Source organism: Rothia terrae (genome assembly GCF_014705925.2).
Taxonomy (GTDB): Bacteria; Actinomycetota; Actinomycetes; order Actinomycetales; family Micrococcaceae; genus Rothia; species Rothia terrae.
In genome coordinates, this window is sequence record NZ_CP061539.1 from 1,133,295 (window position 1) to 1,152,358 (window position 19,064).

18 protein-coding genes, 2 tRNA genes and 1 other RNA gene are annotated in these 19,064 nt (G+C 52.3%); 9 read left to right on the top strand and 12 right to left on the bottom strand.

What is annotated here, in order from left to right; translation table 11 throughout:
- The 3 genes from epsC to msrA form a co-directional block, all read right to left on the bottom strand.
- A complete protein-coding gene (gene epsC / locus IDM49_RS05255; protein WP_168615300.1) occupies positions 1–585 on the bottom strand; it encodes a serine O-acetyltransferase EpsC in 585 nt (194 codons plus the stop codon).
- A gap of 144 nt (positions 586–729) precedes the next feature.
- Entirely contained in the window at positions 730–1,656 is a 927-nt protein-coding gene (gene cysK / locus IDM49_RS05260) for a cysteine synthase A (protein ID WP_190725428.1), read from the bottom strand.
- Positions 1,657–1,795: 139 nt separating this feature from the next.
- Positions 1,796–2,317: a peptide-methionine (S)-S-oxide reductase MsrA gene (gene msrA, locus IDM49_RS05265; RefSeq protein ID WP_190725266.1), complete on the bottom strand. Its 522-nt coding sequence runs from the start codon at positions 2,315–2,317 to the stop codon at positions 1,796–1,798.
- 117 nt (positions 2,318–2,434) lie between these two features.
- Here msrA and IDM49_RS05270 point away from each other — a divergent pair, with 117 nt between their 5' ends.
- Positions 2,435–3,337 carry a Nif3-like dinuclear metal center hexameric protein gene (locus IDM49_RS05270; protein ID WP_190725267.1) on the top strand — a complete coding sequence of 301 codons (903 nt, stop codon included), beginning with the start codon at positions 2,435–2,437 and terminating at the stop codon, positions 3,335–3,337.
- 54 nt (positions 3,338–3,391) lie between these two features.
- Here IDM49_RS05270 and IDM49_RS05275 read toward each other — a convergent pair whose 3' ends face one another.
- Positions 3,392–4,159, bottom strand: coding sequence for a YaaA family protein (locus IDM49_RS05275; RefSeq protein WP_190725268.1), 768 nt, complete (start codon positions 4,157–4,159; stop codon positions 3,392–3,394).
- Between the two features lie 42 nt (positions 4,160–4,201).
- On the opposite strand from IDM49_RS05275, the gene rnpB reads away from it, so the two are divergent.
- Positions 4,202–4,566, top strand: an RNA gene (gene rnpB / locus IDM49_RS05280) — RNase P RNA component class A.
- A gap of 490 nt (positions 4,567–5,056) precedes the next feature.
- Here the strand turns inward: rnpB and def are convergent.
- The 3 genes from def to orn all read right to left on the bottom strand — a co-directional run bounded on the left by def (position 5,057) and on the right by orn (position 6,597).
- Positions 5,057–5,626, bottom strand: a complete 570-nt coding sequence (gene def, locus IDM49_RS05285; protein WP_168615295.1) for a peptide deformylase — start codon at positions 5,624–5,626, stop codon at positions 5,057–5,059.
- 120 nt (positions 5,627–5,746) lie between these two features.
- A tRNA-His gene (locus tag IDM49_RS05290) sits at positions 5,747–5,819 on the bottom strand.
- A gap of 154 nt (positions 5,820–5,973) precedes the next feature.
- Positions 5,974–6,597 carry an oligoribonuclease gene (orn, locus tag IDM49_RS05295; protein ID WP_190725269.1) on the bottom strand — a complete coding sequence of 208 codons (624 nt, stop codon included), beginning with the start codon at positions 6,595–6,597 and terminating at the stop codon, positions 5,974–5,976.
- A gap of 190 nt (positions 6,598–6,787) precedes the next feature.
- Here orn and mptB point away from each other — a divergent pair, with 190 nt between their 5' ends.
- Entirely contained in the window at positions 6,788–8,332 is a 1,545-nt protein-coding gene (gene mptB, locus IDM49_RS05300) for a polyprenol phosphomannose-dependent alpha 1,6 mannosyltransferase MptB (protein WP_190725270.1), read from the top strand.
- Positions 8,333–8,455: 123 nt separating this feature from the next.
- Positions 8,456–8,528: transfer RNA gene (locus IDM49_RS05305), tRNA-Arg, on the top strand.
- Positions 8,529–8,585: 57 nt separating this feature from the next.
- Here IDM49_RS05305 and IDM49_RS05310 read toward each other — a convergent pair.
- Both IDM49_RS05310 and IDM49_RS05315 read right to left on the bottom strand, forming a co-directional pair.
- The gene (locus IDM49_RS05310; protein ID WP_190725271.1) at positions 8,586–9,251 is read right to left on the bottom strand and encodes a hypothetical protein; all 666 of its coding nucleotides are present in this window, start codon (positions 9,249–9,251) and stop codon (positions 8,586–8,588) included.
- Positions 9,252–9,336: 85 nt separating this feature from the next.
- Complete coding sequence (locus tag IDM49_RS05315) at positions 9,337–9,885, bottom strand: DNA-3-methyladenine glycosylase I (protein ID WP_190725272.1); 549 nt, start codon at positions 9,883–9,885, stop codon at positions 9,337–9,339.
- 209 nt (positions 9,886–10,094) lie between these two features.
- On the opposite strand from IDM49_RS05315, the gene IDM49_RS05320 reads away from it, so the two are divergent.
- Positions 10,095–10,703, top strand: coding sequence for a single-stranded DNA-binding protein (locus IDM49_RS05320; RefSeq protein ID WP_168615290.1), 609 nt, complete (start codon positions 10,095–10,097; stop codon positions 10,701–10,703).
- Positions 10,704–10,857: 154 nt separating this feature from the next.
- Positions 10,858–12,537, top strand: coding sequence for an energy-dependent translational throttle protein EttA (gene ettA / locus IDM49_RS05325; RefSeq protein WP_168615289.1), 1,680 nt, complete (start codon positions 10,858–10,860; stop codon positions 12,535–12,537).
- A gap of 64 nt (positions 12,538–12,601) precedes the next feature.
- Here ettA and IDM49_RS05330 read toward each other — a convergent pair whose 3' ends face one another.
- Positions 12,602–13,507 carry an acyl-CoA thioesterase gene (locus IDM49_RS05330; RefSeq protein WP_190725273.1) on the bottom strand — a complete coding sequence of 302 codons (906 nt, stop codon included), beginning with the start codon at positions 13,505–13,507 and terminating at the stop codon, positions 12,602–12,604.
- Between the two features lie 76 nt (positions 13,508–13,583).
- Between IDM49_RS05330 and IDM49_RS05335 the strand changes: the two genes are divergently transcribed.
- Positions 13,584–14,255 carry a transcriptional regulator gene (locus IDM49_RS05335; protein WP_190725274.1) on the top strand — a complete coding sequence of 224 codons (672 nt, stop codon included), beginning with the start codon at positions 13,584–13,586 and terminating at the stop codon, positions 14,253–14,255.
- Positions 14,256–14,280: 25 nt separating this feature from the next.
- Here IDM49_RS05335 and IDM49_RS05340 read toward each other — a convergent pair whose 3' ends face one another.
- Complete coding sequence (locus tag IDM49_RS05340; RefSeq protein WP_168615286.1) at positions 14,281–14,688, bottom strand: globin; 408 nt, start codon at positions 14,686–14,688, stop codon at positions 14,281–14,283.
- A 110-nt stretch (positions 14,689–14,798) separates the two neighbouring features.
- Entirely contained in the window at positions 14,799–17,342 is a 2,544-nt protein-coding gene (gene pepN / locus IDM49_RS05345; protein WP_190725275.1) for an aminopeptidase N, read from the bottom strand.
- Between the two features lie 257 nt (positions 17,343–17,599).
- On the opposite strand from pepN, the gene IDM49_RS05350 reads away from it, so the two are divergent.
- Both IDM49_RS05350 and IDM49_RS05355 read left to right on the top strand, forming a co-directional pair.
- On the top strand, positions 17,600–18,091 hold the full coding sequence (locus IDM49_RS05350; RefSeq protein WP_168615284.1) for a ribose-5-phosphate isomerase: 492 nt from the start codon (positions 17,600–17,602) through the stop codon (positions 18,089–18,091).
- Between the two features lie 80 nt (positions 18,092–18,171).
- Positions 18,172–19,059, top strand: coding sequence for an Fpg/Nei family DNA glycosylase (locus IDM49_RS05355; protein ID WP_190725276.1), 888 nt, complete (start codon positions 18,172–18,174; stop codon positions 19,057–19,059).
- Positions 19,060–19,064: the final 5 nt, after the last annotated feature.

Here is a 19,064-nt window from a genome sequence, read left to right on the forward strand (position 1 = left end):
CTAGATCCACATTGCAGGATCAATGTACTCGACTGCGTCGACCAACGGCTTCTTCTTCTCCGGTGTGCGAGGACGCGAAGACGCAGGAATACCGGTAATAATAGAATCTGCCGGGTGGTCGTGAACAACCACAGCGTTAGCGCCAATGGCCGAGTCATCGCCGATATATACGGGGCCTAAAACTTTTGCACCGGCACCAATAGTGACTCGGTTACCGACCGTGGGGTGGCGCTTGACCTTTTCCAGGGAACGTCCACCCAACGTGACACCGTGATAAAGCATAACGTCATCACCAATCTCAGCGGTCTCACCAATCACAATACCCATGCCGTGATCAATGAAGAACCTTCGACCAACAGTTGCGCCCGGGTGAATCTCGATACCGGTCAAAAACCTAGTGAACTGCGAGAGCGTACGCGCCACGGTTTTTGTTGAAGGATTTTGCCACAGTTGATGAGCTAGGCGATGGGACCATATCGCATGCATGCCTGAATAGTTGACGATAATCTCAAGGTCGCCGCGCGCTGCGGGATCGTGCGCTCGCACCGTTGCAATATCCTCACGAAGACGTGAAAGAAAGCTCACCTTTGTTCCCCTTATAGATGGTATGGGCTGTGTCATAGTCTGCTTATTACAACGTAGCAGAGAACTTTAACTATTCCCGTCTCGCATAAAAAAGTGGCTCCATCGAGATTTTCTCGACGGAGCCACCTCGTAACAGTGGGCATATTAGCCGCGGATATCTTCGTAAAGAACGGTTGAAATGTAACGCTCACCGAAGTCGGGAACAATCGCAACAATCAATTTGTCAGTGTTCTCTGACTTCTTAGCTTCTTCAAGAGCTGCCCAAACTGCTGCGCCTGCTGAGATGCCGCCCAGGATGCCTTCCTGCGCGCCGAGAGCACGGGCAGTGTTAACAGCGTTTTCAGTGGTAACAGCTGAAACTGAATCATAAATCTCACGGTCCAAGATACCGGGAATGAAGTTAGCACCCAGACCCTGAATCTTGTGGGGGCCAGCCTTGCCTTCAGTCAGAAGGGGCGAGTCCTTAGGCTCAACAGCAACAATCTTGAGATCTGACTTCTGTTCCTTGAGGTACTTACCCGCACCGCTGATGGTGCCACCCGTACCGATGCCGGCAACGAAGATATCTACCTTACCATCGGTGTCTTCCCAGATTTCGGGGCCAGTGGTCTTGTAGTGGATGCGGGGGTTTGCCTCGTTCTCGAACTGAGATGCAAGGATTGCGTTCTCGGTATTCTCAACAATTTCCTTAGCCTTCTCGACCGCTCCTCGCATACCTTCGGCACCGGGGGTCAGAACAATTTCTGCACCGAATGCGCGGAGCATGACGCGTCGTTCGGTTGACATGGTCTCGGGCATGGTGAGAACGACCTTGTAGCCGCGTGCAGCGCCGACCATAGCCAGAGCGATACCGGTGTTGCCTGAGGTGCCTTCAACAATGGTGCCGCCGGGCTTCAGTGCGCCAGCTTCTTCAGCAGCGTCAATAATGGCCGCACCGATGCGATCCTTGACCGAGTTAGCAGGGTTGTAGAATTCGAGCTTTACAGCAACATTGCCGGGAAGGTCTTTGTCGAGAGTATTGAGGCGAACAATGGGAGTGCCGCCAATAACTTCGGTGACGTTGTTGTACATCTTGCTCAACGTTTTAGCCTTTCAATAGTCAAAAATTATGGGGTGGTTTGTTATCAAGCTTAGAAGATTTATGACGTGCCAGGGCTGGAAAAGAAATATTTCGTAAACAGTTCACCGTTAGCGCACATCATGGAGATTTCTACTTGAGATACTGCGCAAAATTGCGGCGGGCTGCGCTGACCTTGGGGTTAATGATTGCCTGGCAGTAACCCGCAAAAGGATTACGAGCATAGTAATCCTGGTGATATTCCTCAGCCTCGTAGAAAGTTTCAAGCGGCTCGATAACAGTTACGATTTCCTCGTCCCAAATGCTTTGAGCTCGCTCTTTAGCCCGTTCAAAGACCTCTTTTTCATCGGAATTTGTATAGAGCAATGCTGAGCGATACTGAGAGCCAGCATCGTGACCTTGACGGTCCCAGCTGGTGGGGTTGTGCGAGGTGAAGAAGATATCCAGAACCGTATCTTCATCAATCACGGTTTCATCAAACTCTACTTTAACTACCTCATAATGACCGGTGGTGCCGGTGCATACGGACTGATAGTCGGGGTTCTCGGTATGTCCTCCAGCGTAACCACTAATGCTCGCAGTGACGCCCTTGATTTGGCGATAGACCGCATTGATACACCAGAAACAACCGCCACCAACAACAAAACTTTTCATCTTCGCTTCTTTCGTTGTAGAAAGTTTTCGTTTTTACCTATAACTAATGGGGCTTAGTATTTATTCCTGGGGGAGCGGTGCACCAGTCAGTATGCGTGAGCAACTAGACTAAAAAGCATGACTACCGAACTGAAAACACCGACATTAGCCGATGTCATGGACGCTTTTGAACATTTATATCCTGCAAACCTGCAAGAAGACTGGGATGCTTCTGGGTTAGTGGTAGGACGTCTGAGCGCCCCCGTGCGTACCGTGAGCTTTGCGGTGGACGCTATTCAAGCCACCGTGCACGAGGCGATCGTACTGTCATCAGATCTGCTAATAACGCATCACCCGCTCCTGTTACGCGGTGCAAAATTTTTGCCCGATACAGACTATAAGGGCAACATCATCCATACCTTGATTGAAAATAAGTGCGCCTTGCTCGGTGCTCACACCAACGCTGACTCAGCCGTTGACGGTGTTAATTCGGCTTTGATGCTTGCGCTGGGGATTACTGAATCCACCTCGCTCGATGGCGATAAAACCCAAACCATCGACGGGGCAACACACTCGGTTGGTATCGGACGCGTCGGCGAACTCAGCGAGCCTATCACCTTGAAAGAGCTCGCAGAGAAGCTGGCAAGCGTGCTACCTGCCACAGCAGGCGGTCTGCGCGTCGCTGGCAACCCAGCTGACCGCGTCCAAACCATCGCTGTGTGCGGTGGATCCGGTGATTCACTTTTCTCACTCGTCAAAAAAGCGAACGCAGACGTATTCATTACAGCTGATCTTAGACACCACCCCGCATCAGAACTCCGTGAACAAGCCCTGATAGAGGGCGGAAAGCCGTATCTCATTGACTGCTCACATTTCGCCTCGGAATGGGTGTGGCTCAACACCGGCGCCCAAAAACTGAAAGAAGAATTAGCCGCGCGCGGCTTCGCGATAGAAACCCAAGTGCTCACCACGAACTCAGATCCCTGGGACTTCAGAGTCTCAACGGGGGAGTGCGCAGGATCCGCTAGCACCGCATCCTAAAATCAACGGGCGATGAATCAATAGAATCATCGCCCGTTATTTTCTGCCCTTTTTCTAGCCTTCAGGAATAATCAGCGTCAGAACGCCCGGTTTTTTCTCCGTTGGTTCTACCAACTCAGCCTGCCAACAACGCTGCACAGCATCAAAAAGCTGCCGCGGCTCAGCGATATGCGTAAGATTCTCCGTCACCAAAAAACGAGCAAGTTCCCAGCGATAATGCTTAGCCATATGAGAGACAACCTTACGAGAGCCATCAGCTAACAACTTCTCCACTCGAACCTGCACCGTCTTCACTGCAGGAGTAACCCACGCCTTCGCATACGCAGCCGAGCGACAATCCACAAAAAGCTCATCAGACATCAGCTCATTGAGACGCCCCAACTCAGCCTTCCAAAACGTCGCAAGAGAACCCACCCCCGGCAGCTTCACGCCCATAGACAAACGATACGCAGGAATGGCATCATCCAACCTGACAGCACCCCACAAGGCAGAAACAACCACAATAGACTCCACCGCGCGCTCAAATTCCTGCGCAGACAATGAACCAACATCCAAAGCCTCAAACAACACACCCGTATACACACGCCACGCCTCCCACGCAGGCTCATCCCACACACGAGTATTACGCTCAACCTCAGCACCCAAAGATGCCCCCACCTTCAGCACATCAAAAGCACCCTCAGACGCACTCACCTCAGCCAGCACATCCGCAACCCGCTCACGAGCATCCGACAAAAACGCAAAACTCAAATCGCCCAACTCAACAGGCCCACCAGCAACAGCAGCAGCCTTACCCTCAGACGGAGGCAACAAAATCTTCATACAACCACTCTAACCAACATGTAGTAAAGTAGAGCGCGGACGCGGGAGAAGCAGGCAATCGCGCGACGCTACGTAAGGTACGTCTCGAGGAAAGTCCGGGCTCCACAGCACAGGATGGTGGATAACATCCACTCAGGGCAACCTGCAGGCCAGTGCCACAGAAAACAAACCGCCCACATAGCTGGGTAAGGGTGAAAAGGTGGTGTAAGAGACCACCAGTGCCGTGGGCGACCACGGCAGCTCGGTAAACCCCATCCGGAGCAAGGTCAAATAGAGCATGCCAGAGGGTAGTGCGCCCAAATGCTCGGGTAGGCCGCTTGAGCGCCTCAGCAATGAGGCGCCTAGATGGATGATTGCCCCCACTCACAAGGTGGCGACAGAACCCGGCTCATCGGTTCTCCCGCGTTCTTTTTATCTTTAAGTTTTTATCAAGGTTCGTCTTTGGCGTTTTAGTGCCCTGAGCATGCACAGCGGCAGCTAACAATCCTTCTCGCCCGGCCTCGCTTTTCTCACATGGCGATTCACGCCAACACCAGCCCGTTTGCAGTCACTGTACTTGCCTCATTTCACCTCAAATGAAGAACACGTGTTATTGAAATCGAAGCGATGAGCCGGCGCTGCGCGCTCTACCCTCAAAGACTTTTTCCTCGCTCACATCCCTCCCAGCCAAGGTGACCACATAAACACCAAAAACGGCGCACAATAGGGAGTACTTTGACGTTTACATGGTCACAATGATGCTTTTCTGGTAACTCCGGGCGAAACGTAGTCAGATTAGGCAGGGGAGTTGCAGGGCGTTTATTCTTCTGGCCTTAGCACCTATAAAAAATGTGCAACCCCTTTGCCTTACCCGCAGGAAAAGCAAAGGCGTTGCACACCACGCGCACACTGGGTCGTCTAGTGACCAAACGGATCAGGGTCAACACCAGGGGTCCATGAATTACCATCCACGGTCCAGCCTTCTTTCTTAACAACCTTCTTGGCTCGAGCCGACCACTTCTTGTTCAAACGATTAACATACAGTTTGCCGTCCAAATGATCAGTCTCATGCTGCATCACGCGAGCGAACCAACCCGTCGCATCAAACTTCACCGGTTCACCGTGCTCATTCATACCCGAGACAGTGACCCACTCAGCTCGCTTCAGCGGAAAACCGTAACCAGGGAAAGAGAGACAACCCTCTTCTTCGTCATCATCAGGATCAGCTGCTGAAATTTTGCCGACGGTCAACACGGGATTAATAATGCATCCGCGAGGAGCTACACCATCTGAATTCTCAAACACATAAGTGAACAGACGCAAACCAACACCCACCTGCGGTGCAGCCAAGCCCACGCCGTGAGAAGCATCCATGGTCTCATACATATCGGCAATCAGAGTTTTGAGCTCGTCCGTGATCTCGGTGACAGCCTTAGCAGGCTGGTGCAGAACCGGGTTGCCGTGAATAACGATGGGAAGAATAGTCATGCGATGAAGCCTCGGTGAATACTAAAGTCTGTGTGCCTCTAAGCTAAATCCTCAAGGGCACTGAATAAGTTAAAACAAAAGGGTCGTTATGGCTACTGCCATAACGACCCTTTTCTTCGGGGTGATCGACGGGGGTTGAACCCGCGACCTCCTGGACCACAACCAGGCGCTCTGCCGACTGAGCTACGACCACCATATCTGCTAAAACACTGTTGAAAATTTCTTTTCTTTTGCGTTTGGCAGCGAGTAATACTCTACCGAAGGTTGGCGGTATTTGCAAAATCGAAACAGGCCATTTTTATCGTGATTGCGCTCACTAGGTAAAAAGTGCTGAGAGAAGTGGCAACCTAGGAACTAAGTTCCTGCCGAGTTTCAGCGATTTTTCGTGCAATTTTCTGAGAAGTCTCACTGTCTGGGCCCGGAGCTTCGACGAAAACAGTTTCACGGTAGTAACGCAACTCATCAATGGAATCGCGAATATCACCCAAAGCTCGATGATTGCCGGTTTTAGCAGGAGCATTCCACAAAGCCTTGGGGAACCAGCGACGGGAGAGCTCCTTGATAGTTGAAACATCAATGACGCGGTAGTGCAGGTAATCAATCAACTCAGGCATATCGCGCACCAAGAAAGTCTTATCGGTGCCAATCGAATTACCGGCGAGCTGCGCTTTGCCTGCTTCGGGTACATAGCTCTTGATGTAATCAAGAACCTGCTTCTGGGCGTCTTTCATGCTCAGGCCCGCGTCCAGCTCATTAATCAAGCCGGATTCAGTGTGCATATTGCGCACAAAATCATTCATATGATCCACCGCTTGGGCTGAGGGTTTGATAACCACATCAACTCCGTCGCCCAAAATGTTGAGCTCAGCGTCTGTCACCAGTGCGGCAACCTCAATCAGCGCATCATTTTCCAGCGAGAGTCCGGTCATCTCGCAGTCAATCCATACAATTCGTTCGTTAGAAACACTCATGTTTTCAACATACCCCCAATAAAAGCCAAACCAAAGAACCGTGTGATCCCAGAGCGTAACTGAAAAAATAGTGAGAAAGTTAGCCCTCGGCTCATAAGGATGCGAAGCTAACAAAAACACCCAGATAGACTTGAAAAGTTAAGAGTTATAACTGGCTCATAGGAGCTTTATGAAAGTCAAAAGCACAAGGGTGAAAAAAGGCGGATCGTCGCATCGCTATAACCCAAGCCATCTCAACTATGTCACCGGCAGCCCACTTCGCACCATCGTCTTCGGAACCATAGGTTCGTTGTTGATGATGTTTGGGTCATTTGGTGTGGGGTGGCTGGCATCGGCGTCGCCGCTGAACAGTATCGAGTGGATAATCCCGCTGAGATACAGCGTGAAAGGGCTTGTCGCCTCAGTCATTATGGTTGCTGTGGGTGGCATGATGATGTGCCGTGAATGGCTACGTTTGTCGCAGAAAATGCCGCTCTGGGACGCATCCAGCAAAAAATGGACATGGGCTGCCATCATCGCGTGGTCTCTACCTCAGCTCATTGCCTTCCCCCTTTTTAGCCGCGATATATTTTCCTATTTCGCGCAGGGACGCGTCATGCAATCCGGTCTGAACCCCTATGAGTTCGGGGTCAGCTCTGTGAGTGGATTTTTTCAGTATGGCGCCGACCCTATGTGGGCCCAGTCCCCACCACCTTATGGTCCTGTGTTCTTGTGGCTAGCAGAATTGGTGGCTACTCTCGCTGGTAGCAATGTGGATGCTGGTATCTATATGCTGCGGGGTCTGGCTGTTGCTGGCTGTCTGCTCATTGCTGTTTATGTGCCTAAACTTGCCCGTTTGCATGATATTAATCCCACGCGAGCGCTGTGGCTTGTGGTGGCTAATCCGCTGTTTATCGCGCAGTTTGTGACGGCCGGTCACAATGATGCTTTGATGACTGGCTTCATGATTGCTGGCATCTACTATGCTGCTCGCTGGCGAAACTGGGCTGGCGGTATCAGCGGTGTCACTCTGGTTACCTTGGCGGTCGCGGTTAAACCCATTGCTATCGTCGTTCTTCCCTTTATCGGGCTGCTCTGGGCCGGACGCGGTGCCAACTGGATGCGCCGGTTTATCTTCTGGGCAATTTCTGGTCTGATTTTTATTGCTGAAATGGCTTTGATGGGGTGGATGAATGGTCTAGGGTTCGGCTGGATTGGCGCGCTTTCAACCACTGAAGGGCAGTACATTTGGTACGCACCGGTTGGATTTGTAGCGTGGATTGGTGGAATTTGGGCCCATAACACCCTTGATGTTCCGTCGGCAGAAATTCGTGAGCATATTGGGTCATTTGGCAAGCTCATTGGCATGGTCCTTGCAACTCTGCTGATGTTTGTAGGCAAAGACAAACATCTGATTAAGCGTGCAGGTTTTGCCTTAGGGTGCGTGGTTCTGTTTAGCCCCATGATTCAGTCCTGGTACCTGCTGTGGTTTATCCCGCTCATTGCGGTAGCCGGTATTCGCACCGGGCATCAGCTTGATTTTTACTTCCTGACCACCCTGTTCTTCATGATTTACGCTATTGCGGATCAGCTATCCGTATCGCCCTACCTTGATGATTTCGATACCAACATGGCGCGACTGATTGCAGCTATCATCTCAATCGCTTACGCCAGTTATCTTTTGTTCCTTGACCCAGCAACCCGCAGGGTGCTGAGAACACGCAGGCGTCAATCAGTGTTTGATCTCGTAATCTAAATCAGTTCAGCTCAGGCCGGTTATAACTCTGACACCCGTGAAATAGCGGCCAGCGAAAATATGAAAAACCCCAAAAACATCTGTACTATAGACGGGTAGCCACAGCGCAAAACGCTGGTGCGAGCCTCAGTAGCTCAGTGGATAGAGCAGGAGCCTTCTAATCTCTTGGTCGGGGGTTCGACTCCCTCCTGGGGCGCAATAAAGCCGGTCTGACATGAAGAAATATGTCAGACCGGCTTTTGCTTTTTAGATTTTATAGACCATATTCGGTACCGCAGTATTGAATCTGCCCGCTCATCGCGGTGTTATGGTCAAGAATTTGGCACTGTTCGTATGTTAATTCGTTGTTTGTGTAACCGAATTGCGGCTCAGGCCTAGTAGTTTGTTGCTGATACTGTTGCGCGTAGGCGTAAGGATCATTGCCACCAGCCCAGTCGCCGAGATCATTTGTATCGCAGTACATTTTGACCTTTTCGAAAAGTTCCTCGTCAAAGGGGAGAGTTGAGGTCCAAGCATCTGAAATGCAGTTTCCTCCCGTATTGATGAAATCCTCAACAGTCAGTTGCTGAGCGGCGTTGGGATCATACTCAGGAATGGCAGAAACCGGCATCTCGGTGGCGACAGGTTGATCTGCCGGAGGATTGATTGCCTGCACGGGGGTCTCTGTAGTCTCTGGTGTTGCAGGAGCGACAGGAGCAGGTTGCTCTGCCTGAGTCTCTGTAGCCGTGGTTTCAGGTGAGGCGGGGGACTCAGAAGAAGGGCTCTGGCTCGGTGAAGGGCTAGTGCTGGTCGCACTTGCTGAACTACTCGAAGTACTACGTGAGGGAGACTGGCTGGGGGAAGCCGCATCCTCATTGTTAGTTCCGCAACCGGTAAGAACCAGCGCGGTAAGAGCGATAACGGGAAGAATCTTTTTCATGGTTTTTCCAAAGGGGGACGACAGTAGTATGCGGGGGATGAAAGTGACTCCCAATGAAGTCTACGTCACTTTCACTACCTCTATCCTAACCTTTTTGCGGTCGAATATAACCGGTGGCCTGCGCCAACGCGCAACACAGAACCGGGCCGACCAGTTGCATCTCGCAATCTTTGAAAAAATTTGAAAGCTCATCAGTTGCAGGGTAAGTGCGCGGCATACCGTGGGCAGATGTGTCTAAAACAATGGTTTTACCAAAATGTTCAGATAAGACCTCCGGTAGATCGATCTCGTGGTACATCAACATTTTGGCGTTGTGGACGCACGCCTCAATTTTTCGCCTGTTTCGAATCATCGACGGTTCAAGTAGCAGGGAATCAATATCTGCATCCGTCAGAGTCGCCATATGCGCAGGATCAAAATCTTTGAGGTGCTTGGCTAGAGCTTTTCTGTGTTTGAGGACCACCTTCCACTGCAATCCCAGCTGAAAAGTGAGAAGGCACAGGTGCTCGAAAATTTTGTGCTGAGTGAGGGGAACAGTACCCCACTCATTCCTGAAATACAGGTCGGTGCGTTCGTCTTTTACCCAGGATGGGACAGCGTCATCGGTTATTTCTTGTGGTTCAAAAGTAGTCATGGTTTGAGACTAAATCGTTTTGTATTTACCGCCAAGAAACTCCAAAAACTGTGGACACTCAACCTGTGGAAACCAAATATTACACACAGCAGACTGTGCAAAACCCTGCCAGCAGCGCAGTTTTCCACAGATTTTTGATTTTCCTTGTCGACGGGCGAACACGCGATTTACAAATAAATCACCCGCTCACAACGATCATTGGAGGAACCATGAGCGACACTCTTACACTTCGAGCATTTGTAGCGACTGCACCCACCTTGCGAACCACCGCTAGCGGAGTGCCTGTCACCAACTTTCGTGTGGCATCCACCCCGCGCTGGTATGACCAAGCAGCCGGTGTTTACAGAGAAGGAGACACTAATTGGTACACGGTCAATGCTTTTCGCGCGCTTGCTCAGAACACCGTGCGAAGCCTGCGCGTCGGCCAGCCTGTCATTGTGACGGGCCGCCTTAAAGTTAAAAAGTGGGATCGCGACGAGAACACCACTATTACCAATGTGGAGATTGATGCCACCACCGTGGGGCACGATCTTACCTTTGGTACTGCTCTTTATGAGCGCACCGTTGAACGCAGAGCCCATTCTGAACCAGGTCAGAACACGCAGTCGGGTGAACATCAGGCAGACCAGCAGAATTCACAACCTAGTCAGCAGAACACCGGTGAGCATGCGTCCTACACGGAGCGCCACAGCTCAGCGAATTCCGATGAACATTTTTTCACCCCTCAGAATGGTGTAGCATCCTCTGACGCAGAATTTTCTGATCTCGTTGAACCTACCGAGGATAATCAGAAAGCGCTGTACGCAATGACGCATTAGGCAACGAACCCTCACCACCTGCGTTCGGCAACAATGGATAATGAACCACTATCACTCGTTGCCGAACGCTCACCTGACCAGGTGGTGATTAAAATCCTTTTCACGGCGAGAGCTGTAGGTGCATATCTTTAGTGTTCACGGTAGCCTTGAAGGTATGGCTGAATTTATTTACACGATGTCTAAAGCCCGCAAAACTGTGGGCGATAAAGTCATCCTCAACGATGTATCTATGTCGTTCTTCCCCGGCGCCAAGATTGGTATGGTCGGCCCGAACGGTGCAGGTAAATCAACCATCCTTAAAATCATGGCTGGTTTGGATACCCCTTCAAACGGTGAAGCGCGCCTGTCTGAGGGCTACACCGTGGGTATTCTTCTGCAAGAACCCCCGCTGAACGAAGAAAAGACCGTCCTGGGCAACGTCCAGGAAGGCGTTGGCGAAATCTACGGCAAGATTGTTCGCTACAACGAAATCTCAGAAGAGATGGCTAACCCCGACGCTGACTTCGATGCTCTCATGGAAGAGATGGGTAAGCTTCAGGAAGCTATCGATGCCGCTAACGCATGGGACATTGACTCACAGCTTGAGCAGGCAATGGACGCCTTGCGTTGCCCTCCCGGTGATATGCCCGTAACCCACCTTTCCGGTGGTGAGCGTCGTCGCGTCGCACTGTGCAAGCTCTTGCTCGAGAAGCCCGACCTTCTGTTGCTCGATGAGCCCACTAACCACTTGGACGCTGAATCAGTGCTCTGGCTCGAGCAGCACCTGCAGTCCTACGAGGGCGCAGTCATTGCCGTTACCCACGACCGCTACTTCCTCGATCACGTTGCAGAGTGGATTGCAGAAGTTGACCGCGGCAACCTGTACCCCTACGAGGGTAACTACTCCACCTACCTAGAGAAGAAGCAGGCACGTCTGCAGGTTCAGGGTAAGAAGGACGCTAAGCTTGCTAAGCGTTTGAGCGAAGAACTCGACTGGGTACGTTCAAACTCAAAGGGTCGTCAGGCAAAGTCAAAGGCTCGTTTGGCTCGCTACGAAGAAATGGCTGCAGAAGCTGAGAAGACTCGCAAGCTGGACTTCGAAGAAATTCAGATTCCGCCGGGACCCCGCCTGGGCAACGTCGTTATCGAAGCTAAAGACCTTCAGAAGGGCTTCGACGGTCGCTCACTCATCAACGACCTTTCATTCACTTTGCCCCGTAACGGCATCGTAGGTGTGATTGGTCCTAACGGTGTAGGTAAGTCAACCCTGTTCAAGACCATTGTTGGTCTGGAACCGCTAGATGGCGGTGAACTCAAGATCGGTGAAACCGTCAAGATTTCATACGTTGACCAGAACCGTGCAAACATCGACTCAGAGAAGACCCTGTGGGAAGTTGTCTCAGACGGCCTGGACTACATTCAGGTTGGCCAGGTTGAAATGTCATCACGCGCGTACGTGTCGGCATTCGGCTTCAAGGGTCCCGACCAGCAGAAGAAGGCAGGTGTGCTCTCCGGTGGTGAGCGCAACCGCCTGAACCTGGCACTGACCCTCAAGCAGGGCGGCAACTTGCTCCTGCTCGATGAGCCCACTAACGACTTGGACGTTGAGACCCTGACCTCTCTTGAAAACGCACTGCTGGATTTCCCCGGCTGTGCTGTCGTGGTCTCCCACGACCGTTGGTTCCTCGACAGAGTAGCAACCCACATCCTCGCATGGGAAGGCACCGATGAGAACCCCGATAACTGGTACTGGTTTGAGGGTAACTTCGAGTCTTACGAGAAGAACAAGGTTGAACGCCTCGGCCCCGAGGCAGCTAAGCCTCACCGCGTCGTACACCGCAAGCTCACTCGCTAAGTAGTGCCAAAAACAAAACCCCGGTCAGTGTTGCTGGCCGGGGTTTTGCTGTACCTAACTTCACTTATTTGAACTCGGGAAAACGCAGCATTGCCTCTTGCGTTACCGTAGCAACGTGAACGCCATCGCGAGTGAACAACCTACCGGTGCTCAAACCGCGCGCGTCTTGAGCAGTGGGAGATTCTTGTACGTAGAGAAGCCATTCATCGGCACGCGCCTGCCGGTGGAACCACATGGAATGATCCAGCGATGCGAACTTGATGCCGGGCTGCAACCAGAATTTGCCGTGCGCTCGCAGAATGGGCTCCATGACTGTGTAGTCGGATGCGTAGGCTAACGCCGCCTGATGAACTACAGGATTATCGGGTAGCGCGCTGGTGGTTTTGAGCCAAACCATGTTCGTAGCACGGTGGTTTTGATCCGTCTGCGTATAGAGCGCGGGGGTGATATGCCTGATGTCGAAGGGACGAGTAAAAGCCACTGCCTGAGCCATAGGATGCGGAACTTTTCCGATGAGATCCGCGGCAGTCGGTAAGGATTCAGGTTCCGGCACGTCCGAGGGCATCGTCGCTGAGTGTTCAAACCCGCGAGCGGGTTCTTGGAAAGACATAATGCATGAGAAGATTGGCTCTTCGTGCTGATAGCCGTGCACGCGTCGCGCTGAGAATGAGCGGGCATCGTTAAGTTTTTGAACACCGTAGGTCAGTGGGTCTGCCACTGCGCCGGGGCGTAGAAAATAGCCGTGGAGGGAATGCAATGAGCGGGATTCTTCAACCGTGCGTGAGGCGGCAATGATGGATTGCGCTAGCACCTGACCGCCAAAAATGCGCGGAGTTTCTTGGGTGAGTGACTCGGCGCTGTACAACGCATCATCGTGACCGTTAGGCGCGAGATCTTCGAGGTTGAGCATTGAAAGTAGAAGCTCGGTGGGTTCTGGCTGAAGCTGATGATTGTCAGTGGTGGTGGTCATGTTCCTTCAATCGGTGAAAAGGGTATTCTTACTTAAACCTGATGATATAGATTTTGTGGATAAGGGGCGAGATACGATGAGTGAAAATGTAGAAGCGGTAAGTGAGAGAGCTCAGTTCTGCGGTAAAGCGGATCCCCGCGATTTAGCGACCTTCTTCTCTCGTGCTCGTGCCGTTGATTCGCAGGTTGCTGTTAAGCTCTTGAGCCGTGGAAAAGCCTTGGCCGCTTACGTTGCTGTGTTAGCCCCTGCTACCTTATTGGACGCTATGCCTACCGTGTTAGGTATGCGCGCTGTCCCTCTGGAAAATTCTGCTCACATCGATACAGTGGTCGAGGCTTCGGCTCTGCTCGATCGTCTGGCTCGTATTGAGGACGAAGGGTTGAAGCTTACCCTGCCTCCGGTAACTGTCAATGCGGCGTGGGCGGGCATAACCCCGCCACTGAGCGGGTGGCAGTTGCAGGGTAGCATCGATGCTGAGACTTTGCGGAGGACCGCCAAAGAGGGCATGGACGCGGTTGATCAGGCACTACCTCAGAACCCTGGCCATGCGGTCTTAGATACTGTCCGCTCGCGTATTTGGTCATCACCGTTACCTGGCTTTGAAATGCCGATCCCCGCCGGTGTTGCTTTCGCAGCTGAGGTGCTGGGTTTTCTGCCCAGCAAATCGATGGACGCGGTAAGCGTCTACACCGCCGATGGGTGGGTGCGTCTGAACGCTCCGGGCGGTTACGTACTTGCTCGCGTGTAGCCTTATCTCATTCTGGCCGGTATGCTTATGCCCGGTTCTGCATTGCGTGGGCGGCGCGTTCAAAGTAGTCCCACATCATGGCATCGTGCATAGGGGAGAGCTCTAGTGTGTTCATGGCGTTGCGCATGAATTTGAGCCAAGTGTCGCGTTCTTTGGGCCCTATCGCAAATGGATTGTGACGCATGCGCAGACGCGGGTGCCCACGCTCTGCCTGATAACTGGTGGGACCGCCCCAGTACTGTTCCAAGAACATGCGTAAACGTCGCTCCGCCGGGGCGAGATCTTCTTCGGGATACATCGCCTTGAACTCGGGATCAGCCTCGACCTGCTTGTAGAACTCGCGGCACAGTTTCTCAAAAACCGGAGCGCCACCTACCTGCTCGTAGAAGCTTTTCTGAGTATGAGGGTTAGGACCAATTGAAATATCTGCCATACTTCAACTCTAGCCCCGGGCACTTCTTGCAGAAAAATTGGTTGACACAAATGCCGGGGACACCTGGTGAAGGTGACCCCGGCATTCTGATGTGCTAGCTGAGCATGCTCTTAGAGGTGATCAGCTTTCTGAACAGCAAGTGCACGCACGACCCCGTCGCGGTTTTCGGCCACTTGACGCTTGAGGGATGCCGCGTCCTCACCCAGTGAACCCAAGAACTTCTCGGTTTTCTCCAGCAGTTCTTCGGTGGGGTTTGCAGGGTACAGCCCGGTAATAATTTGGGTTGAGATCTCGTGGCTGCGTTCGCGCCAGACTTTCTCAATTTCAGCGAAGTACTTGTCGGTGTACTGCTCCAGAACCTCATCATTGTTTCCGTTGTAGAAACCGGCAATAGCTGAGCGCTGGACGATGTTTGAGAGTTCGCCGGTCTCAACTACCTCGTGCCAGACCTTAGCCTTTGCCTCAGCGGTGGGAATGGACGCTGATGCGGTGGCTGCAGCCTGTTGCCCGTTGGAAGTGTTGTCCTGCTTCAGCGCCTCATCAATATCAGCCTGGGTACGGCGTCCACCAGCTACCAATGAGGTTAGCAGAGCCCACTGAAGATCGGTGTCGATCTCAAGATCCATCAGCTTTTCTTCACCCGAAAGCAGAGCCTCTACAGTATCGAGCTGTTCGTCGGTACGTGCCAAACGAGCGAAAGCTCGCACAAACTGCAGCTGATTGTCCGAACCGGGCTCAGCTGCCTTTGCGATATTCCACAGAGAATCTGCTGCGTGAACCTTGGATTCTTCAACGGTGTCGCGGTCAACGTACGAACGAAGGGTTAGCTCTAGGTTGCGAAGTTGAACCATCACAGCGGTGGAGTTGGTCTCTTTGCCAATGTTGTTGAGAACCAGTTCGACAAAACGGCGAGCTGCCATTTCACCGTCGCGTGTAGCATCCCACAGTGCGCCCCAGATTACGCCGCGAGCAACGGAGGAATCGATATCGCGCAGGTGCGCCACCACGGTATCCATGGAGTCATCATCAAAGCGAACCTTGGCAAAAGTCAGGTCTTCATCGTTAAGCAAAATCATGTCAGGTCGCGGCTTACCGACTGCCTCGACAACCTCGGTGAGCTCACCGTCCACATCAATTTCAAAGCGTTCGGTGCGATCAAGAGTCAAACCGTCGTAGTTGTAGAAACCAACAACCATGCGGTGAGGACGCAAGGTTTCAAAGCCTTCTGCGTAAGTCTGCTTGATGGACAGCGAGGTGATGTAGTCATTCTCGTCTTGCTCAATCACGGGAGTCAAAGTGTTTACGCCAGACGTCTCTAGCCACTTAGCGCTCCACGCACGCACGTCGCGTCCTGACTCAGCCTCAAGCTCCACCAAAAGATCGTCGAGCACGGTGTTGCCCCACGAATGCTTATCAAAGTAGGTCTTGAGCGCAGCCATGAAGTTTTCCTGACCAACCCATGCCACCAGCTGACGCAGAACAGAGGCGCCCTTAGCGTAGGTGATGCCATCGAAGTTCACCTGAACATCGTGCAAATCCTTAATCTCAGCCACAATGGGGTGGGTTGAAGAAAGCTGATCCTGACGGTAAGCCCAGGTCTTCTCCGATGCTGAGAAAGTCGCCCATGCTTCCTGCGAGAAACGGGTGTTTTCTGCGGCCGCAAGAGTAGACATGAACTCGGCGAAAGACTCATTAAGCCACAGATCGTTCCACCACTTCATGGTCACAAGATCGCCAAACCACATATGTGCCAGCTCGTGCAGAACAGTAATGGCGCGGCGCTCAATCATCGCCTCAGTAGTCTTGGAACGGAAGATGTAGTTCTCCAAGAAAGTTACCGCACCAGCGTTCTCCATTGCGCCAGCATTGAACTCGGGAACAAAGAGCTGATCGTACTTATCAAAGGGGTAGGGAGTTTTGAACTGTTCTTCATAGAACTCAAAACCCTGGCGGGTCAGCTCAAAAATATCCTCAGAATCGAGATAAGGCATCAGCGACTTACGAGCAAACACACCAAGAGGAACTTCGCGTCCTTCAGCGTTGGTCAAGGACGAGCGCACTGACTCGTAAGGACCAGCAATAATTGCGGTGATGTAGGACGAAATGCGCGGTGTGGGCTTGAAATACCAGGTCTTTGAATCGCCGTTTTCATCTACCGAAGTCTCTGACTGGTTAGACACCACAACCCAGTGAGCCGGGGCAGTCACAACGAACTCGAACTCAGCTTTAAAATCGGGCTGCTCAAACACCGGGTACACACGGCGAGAATCAGGAACCTCAAACTGCGAATACAGGTACACCTCGTTATCCACCGGATCAACAAAGCGATGCAGGCCCTCACCCGTATTGGTGTACAGCATGTCAGCGTCAATACGCAGAACATTTGACGCCTCCAGAGCCGGAAGCTCAATACGGACGCCGTCTGCCAGCGAGGCATCCAACGACTCACCGTTGAGCTCAATGCTACGCACAGAATCGGTAATGGCATCAATAAAGGTTGACTCGCCTTTAACCGCTTCAAAACGAATCTCGGTGATAGCAGAAAAAACGCGCTCGCCACGAGTTAAATCAAGCTCAACCTTATAGGACTGGACATTAGTAACAATGCGTGAGCGCTCGGCAGCTTCTTCACGGGTCAGGTTCATACCTGGCATGGGGTTCCTTTCGAAAAAACGAGGTGTTGTCGATAAGACTGAAACTGAGGTGACGAGCGAAAAGCCTAGGATGCTCTGAGATCAAAAGTGCAATACAATCGATAAGAAGACACCAACAGTTGCAGTGCTACACAACACACTCTAGTGCTGAAGGTGCTCAAACCAGAAATCTTTTCTTCAATAGCGAGAAGCAACGAGTTTCATGAACATACTGTTGCATCTCACCGTCATACTTTGTGCTAATAAGGAGCAACACTGTGCGAGTTCATATCGCCACTGACCACGCTGGTCTTGAGTTGAGCCACTACCTCATTGAATCCCTCACCGCCGAGGGCTACGAGATGGTTGACCACGGCCCCGCTGAATACGATGCTCTGGACGATTACCCCAGCTTCTGCATCAACGCGGCACTCGCAGTTAAGGCTGACCGGGAATCTGGTCTCGATTCATTGGGCATTGTGCTGGGTGGTTCAGGCAACGGCGAGCAGATGGCAGCTAACAAGGTAGAGGGCATTCGCGCGGCACTTGTCTGGAACCAGAGCACCGCAGCTTTGGCTCGCGAACATAACGATGCTCAGGTTGTCGCTGTGGGCGGCCGCCAGCACGAAAAAGAAGAAGCACTTGAGCTCATCAAAACCTTCTTGACCACGCCTTTTTCGAACGACGAACGTCACGTACGCCGTATCAACCAGATTGATGAATTCTTCTCGACCGGCGATATTGCTGGCAAAGAGATCAACAAGCACTAACTACTTATATCGCTGCGCCGGGGCTAAAGACAGTCACCGGCGCAAATTTTTTTTCAACTCCAGTCTCTGGAAGGAAAATCATGCCAGAAGGTCACTCCATTCACCGCCTCGCGCGTCAGTTTAACGATGTCTTTGCGGGGGAGAAGGTTGCCGTCAGTAGCCCACAGGGAAGATTCGTAGACGGTGCCGCCCTGCTGGATGGGCACACGATTATTTCAGCCTTTGCTCACGGCAAGCACCTGTTTGTGAATTTTGAGAACGATCTGACGCTGAACGTACACCTTGGCATCTACGGCGCGTGGACTTTCGGCGGCGATGACCAGTTCAACGGCGCATCCTCGATTGGTGCCCCGCGCACCATCGGTGAGAAAGAACGAGGTACCGCCGAAGTTTCGGGTGAATACCAAGGGGCGCCCGAGCCAAAAGCTACCGTGCGAACTCGCATCGTAAGTGAACACGGCTGGGCTGACCTGATTGGTCCTACTATTTGCCGGGTGCTCACCCCGGACGAGGTCCGCGGCGTCCGCGCCAAGCTGGGCCCAGACCCTCTCAACGATGATGCCGACCCCGCGTCCTTCTATCGCGCAGCGTCCAAAACTGGCCGCCCCATCGGTGTTGTTCTGATGGACCAAAAATCTATCTCGGGCGTTGGGAACATCTTTAGAGCTGAGTCTTTATGGCGCCAGAAAATAAATCCGTTCCGCCCGGCAAAAGAGCTGGACGCCAGCGAGCTTGAAGCGTTGTGGGAGGACAATAAGCACCTATTGCATATCGGTGTGCGAGTAGGTCGCATCATCACCACCGAACCTGATGACCGTCCGGGTATACCCGAAACAGAAGCGTGGCCAGAACACGCAAACTACGTTTACATGCACCACGGCGAACCCTGCCGGCGATGCGGCAGTATTATCCGCGTTGAAGAAGTAGCTGGACGCAAGCTTTACTGGTGTCCAGGCTGCCAGCACTAAACCAT

What these genes read in the sequence shown, in the direction of transcription:
- msrA (WP_190725266.1), bottom strand. Translation starts at nt 2,317, where the DNA reads ATGAAAAGTTTTGTTGTTGGTGGCGGTTGTTTCTGGTGTATCAATGCG.
- def (WP_168615295.1), bottom strand. Translation starts at nt 5,626, where the DNA reads ATGACTATTCTTCCCATCGTTATTCACGGCAACCCGGTTCTGCACCAG.
- IDM49_RS05355 (WP_190725276.1), top strand. Translation starts at nt 18,172, where the DNA reads ATGCCAGAAGGTCACTCCATTCACCGCCTCGCGCGTCAGTTTAACGAT.
- IDM49_RS05270 (WP_190725267.1), top strand. Translation starts at nt 2,435, where the DNA reads ATGACTACCGAACTGAAAACACCGACATTAGCCGATGTCATGGACGCT.
- IDM49_RS05320 (WP_168615290.1), top strand. Translation starts at nt 10,095, where the DNA reads ATGAGCGACACTCTTACACTTCGAGCATTTGTAGCGACTGCACCCACC.
- IDM49_RS05315 (WP_190725272.1), bottom strand. Translation starts at nt 9,885, where the DNA reads ATGACTACTTTTGAACCACAAGAAATAACCGATGACGCTGTCCCATCC.
- IDM49_RS05310 (WP_190725271.1), bottom strand. Translation starts at nt 9,251, where the DNA reads ATGAAAAAGATTCTTCCCGTTATCGCTCTTACCGCGCTGGTTCTTACC.
- IDM49_RS05340 (WP_168615286.1), bottom strand. Translation starts at nt 14,688, where the DNA reads ATGGCAGATATTTCAATTGGTCCTAACCCTCATACTCAGAAAAGCTTC.
- pepN (WP_190725275.1), bottom strand. Translation starts at nt 17,342, where the DNA reads ATGCCAGGTATGAACCTGACCCGTGAAGAAGCTGCCGAGCGCTCACGC.
- IDM49_RS05335 (WP_190725274.1), top strand. Translation starts at nt 13,584, where the DNA reads ATGAGTGAAAATGTAGAAGCGGTAAGTGAGAGAGCTCAGTTCTGCGGT.
- ettA (WP_168615289.1), top strand. Translation starts at nt 10,858, where the DNA reads ATGGCTGAATTTATTTACACGATGTCTAAAGCCCGCAAAACTGTGGGC.
- cysK (WP_190725428.1), bottom strand. Translation starts at nt 1,656, where the DNA reads ATGTACAACAACGTCACCGAAGTTATTGGCGGCACTCCCATTGTTCGC.
- IDM49_RS05330 (WP_190725273.1), bottom strand. Translation starts at nt 13,507, where the DNA reads ATGACCACCACCACTGACAATCATCAGCTTCAGCCAGAACCCACCGAG.
- IDM49_RS05275 (WP_190725268.1), bottom strand. Translation starts at nt 4,159, where the DNA reads ATGAAGATTTTGTTGCCTCCGTCTGAGGGTAAGGCTGCTGCTGTTGCT.
- orn (WP_190725269.1), bottom strand. Translation starts at nt 6,597, where the DNA reads ATGAGTGTTTCTAACGAACGAATTGTATGGATTGACTGCGAGATGACC.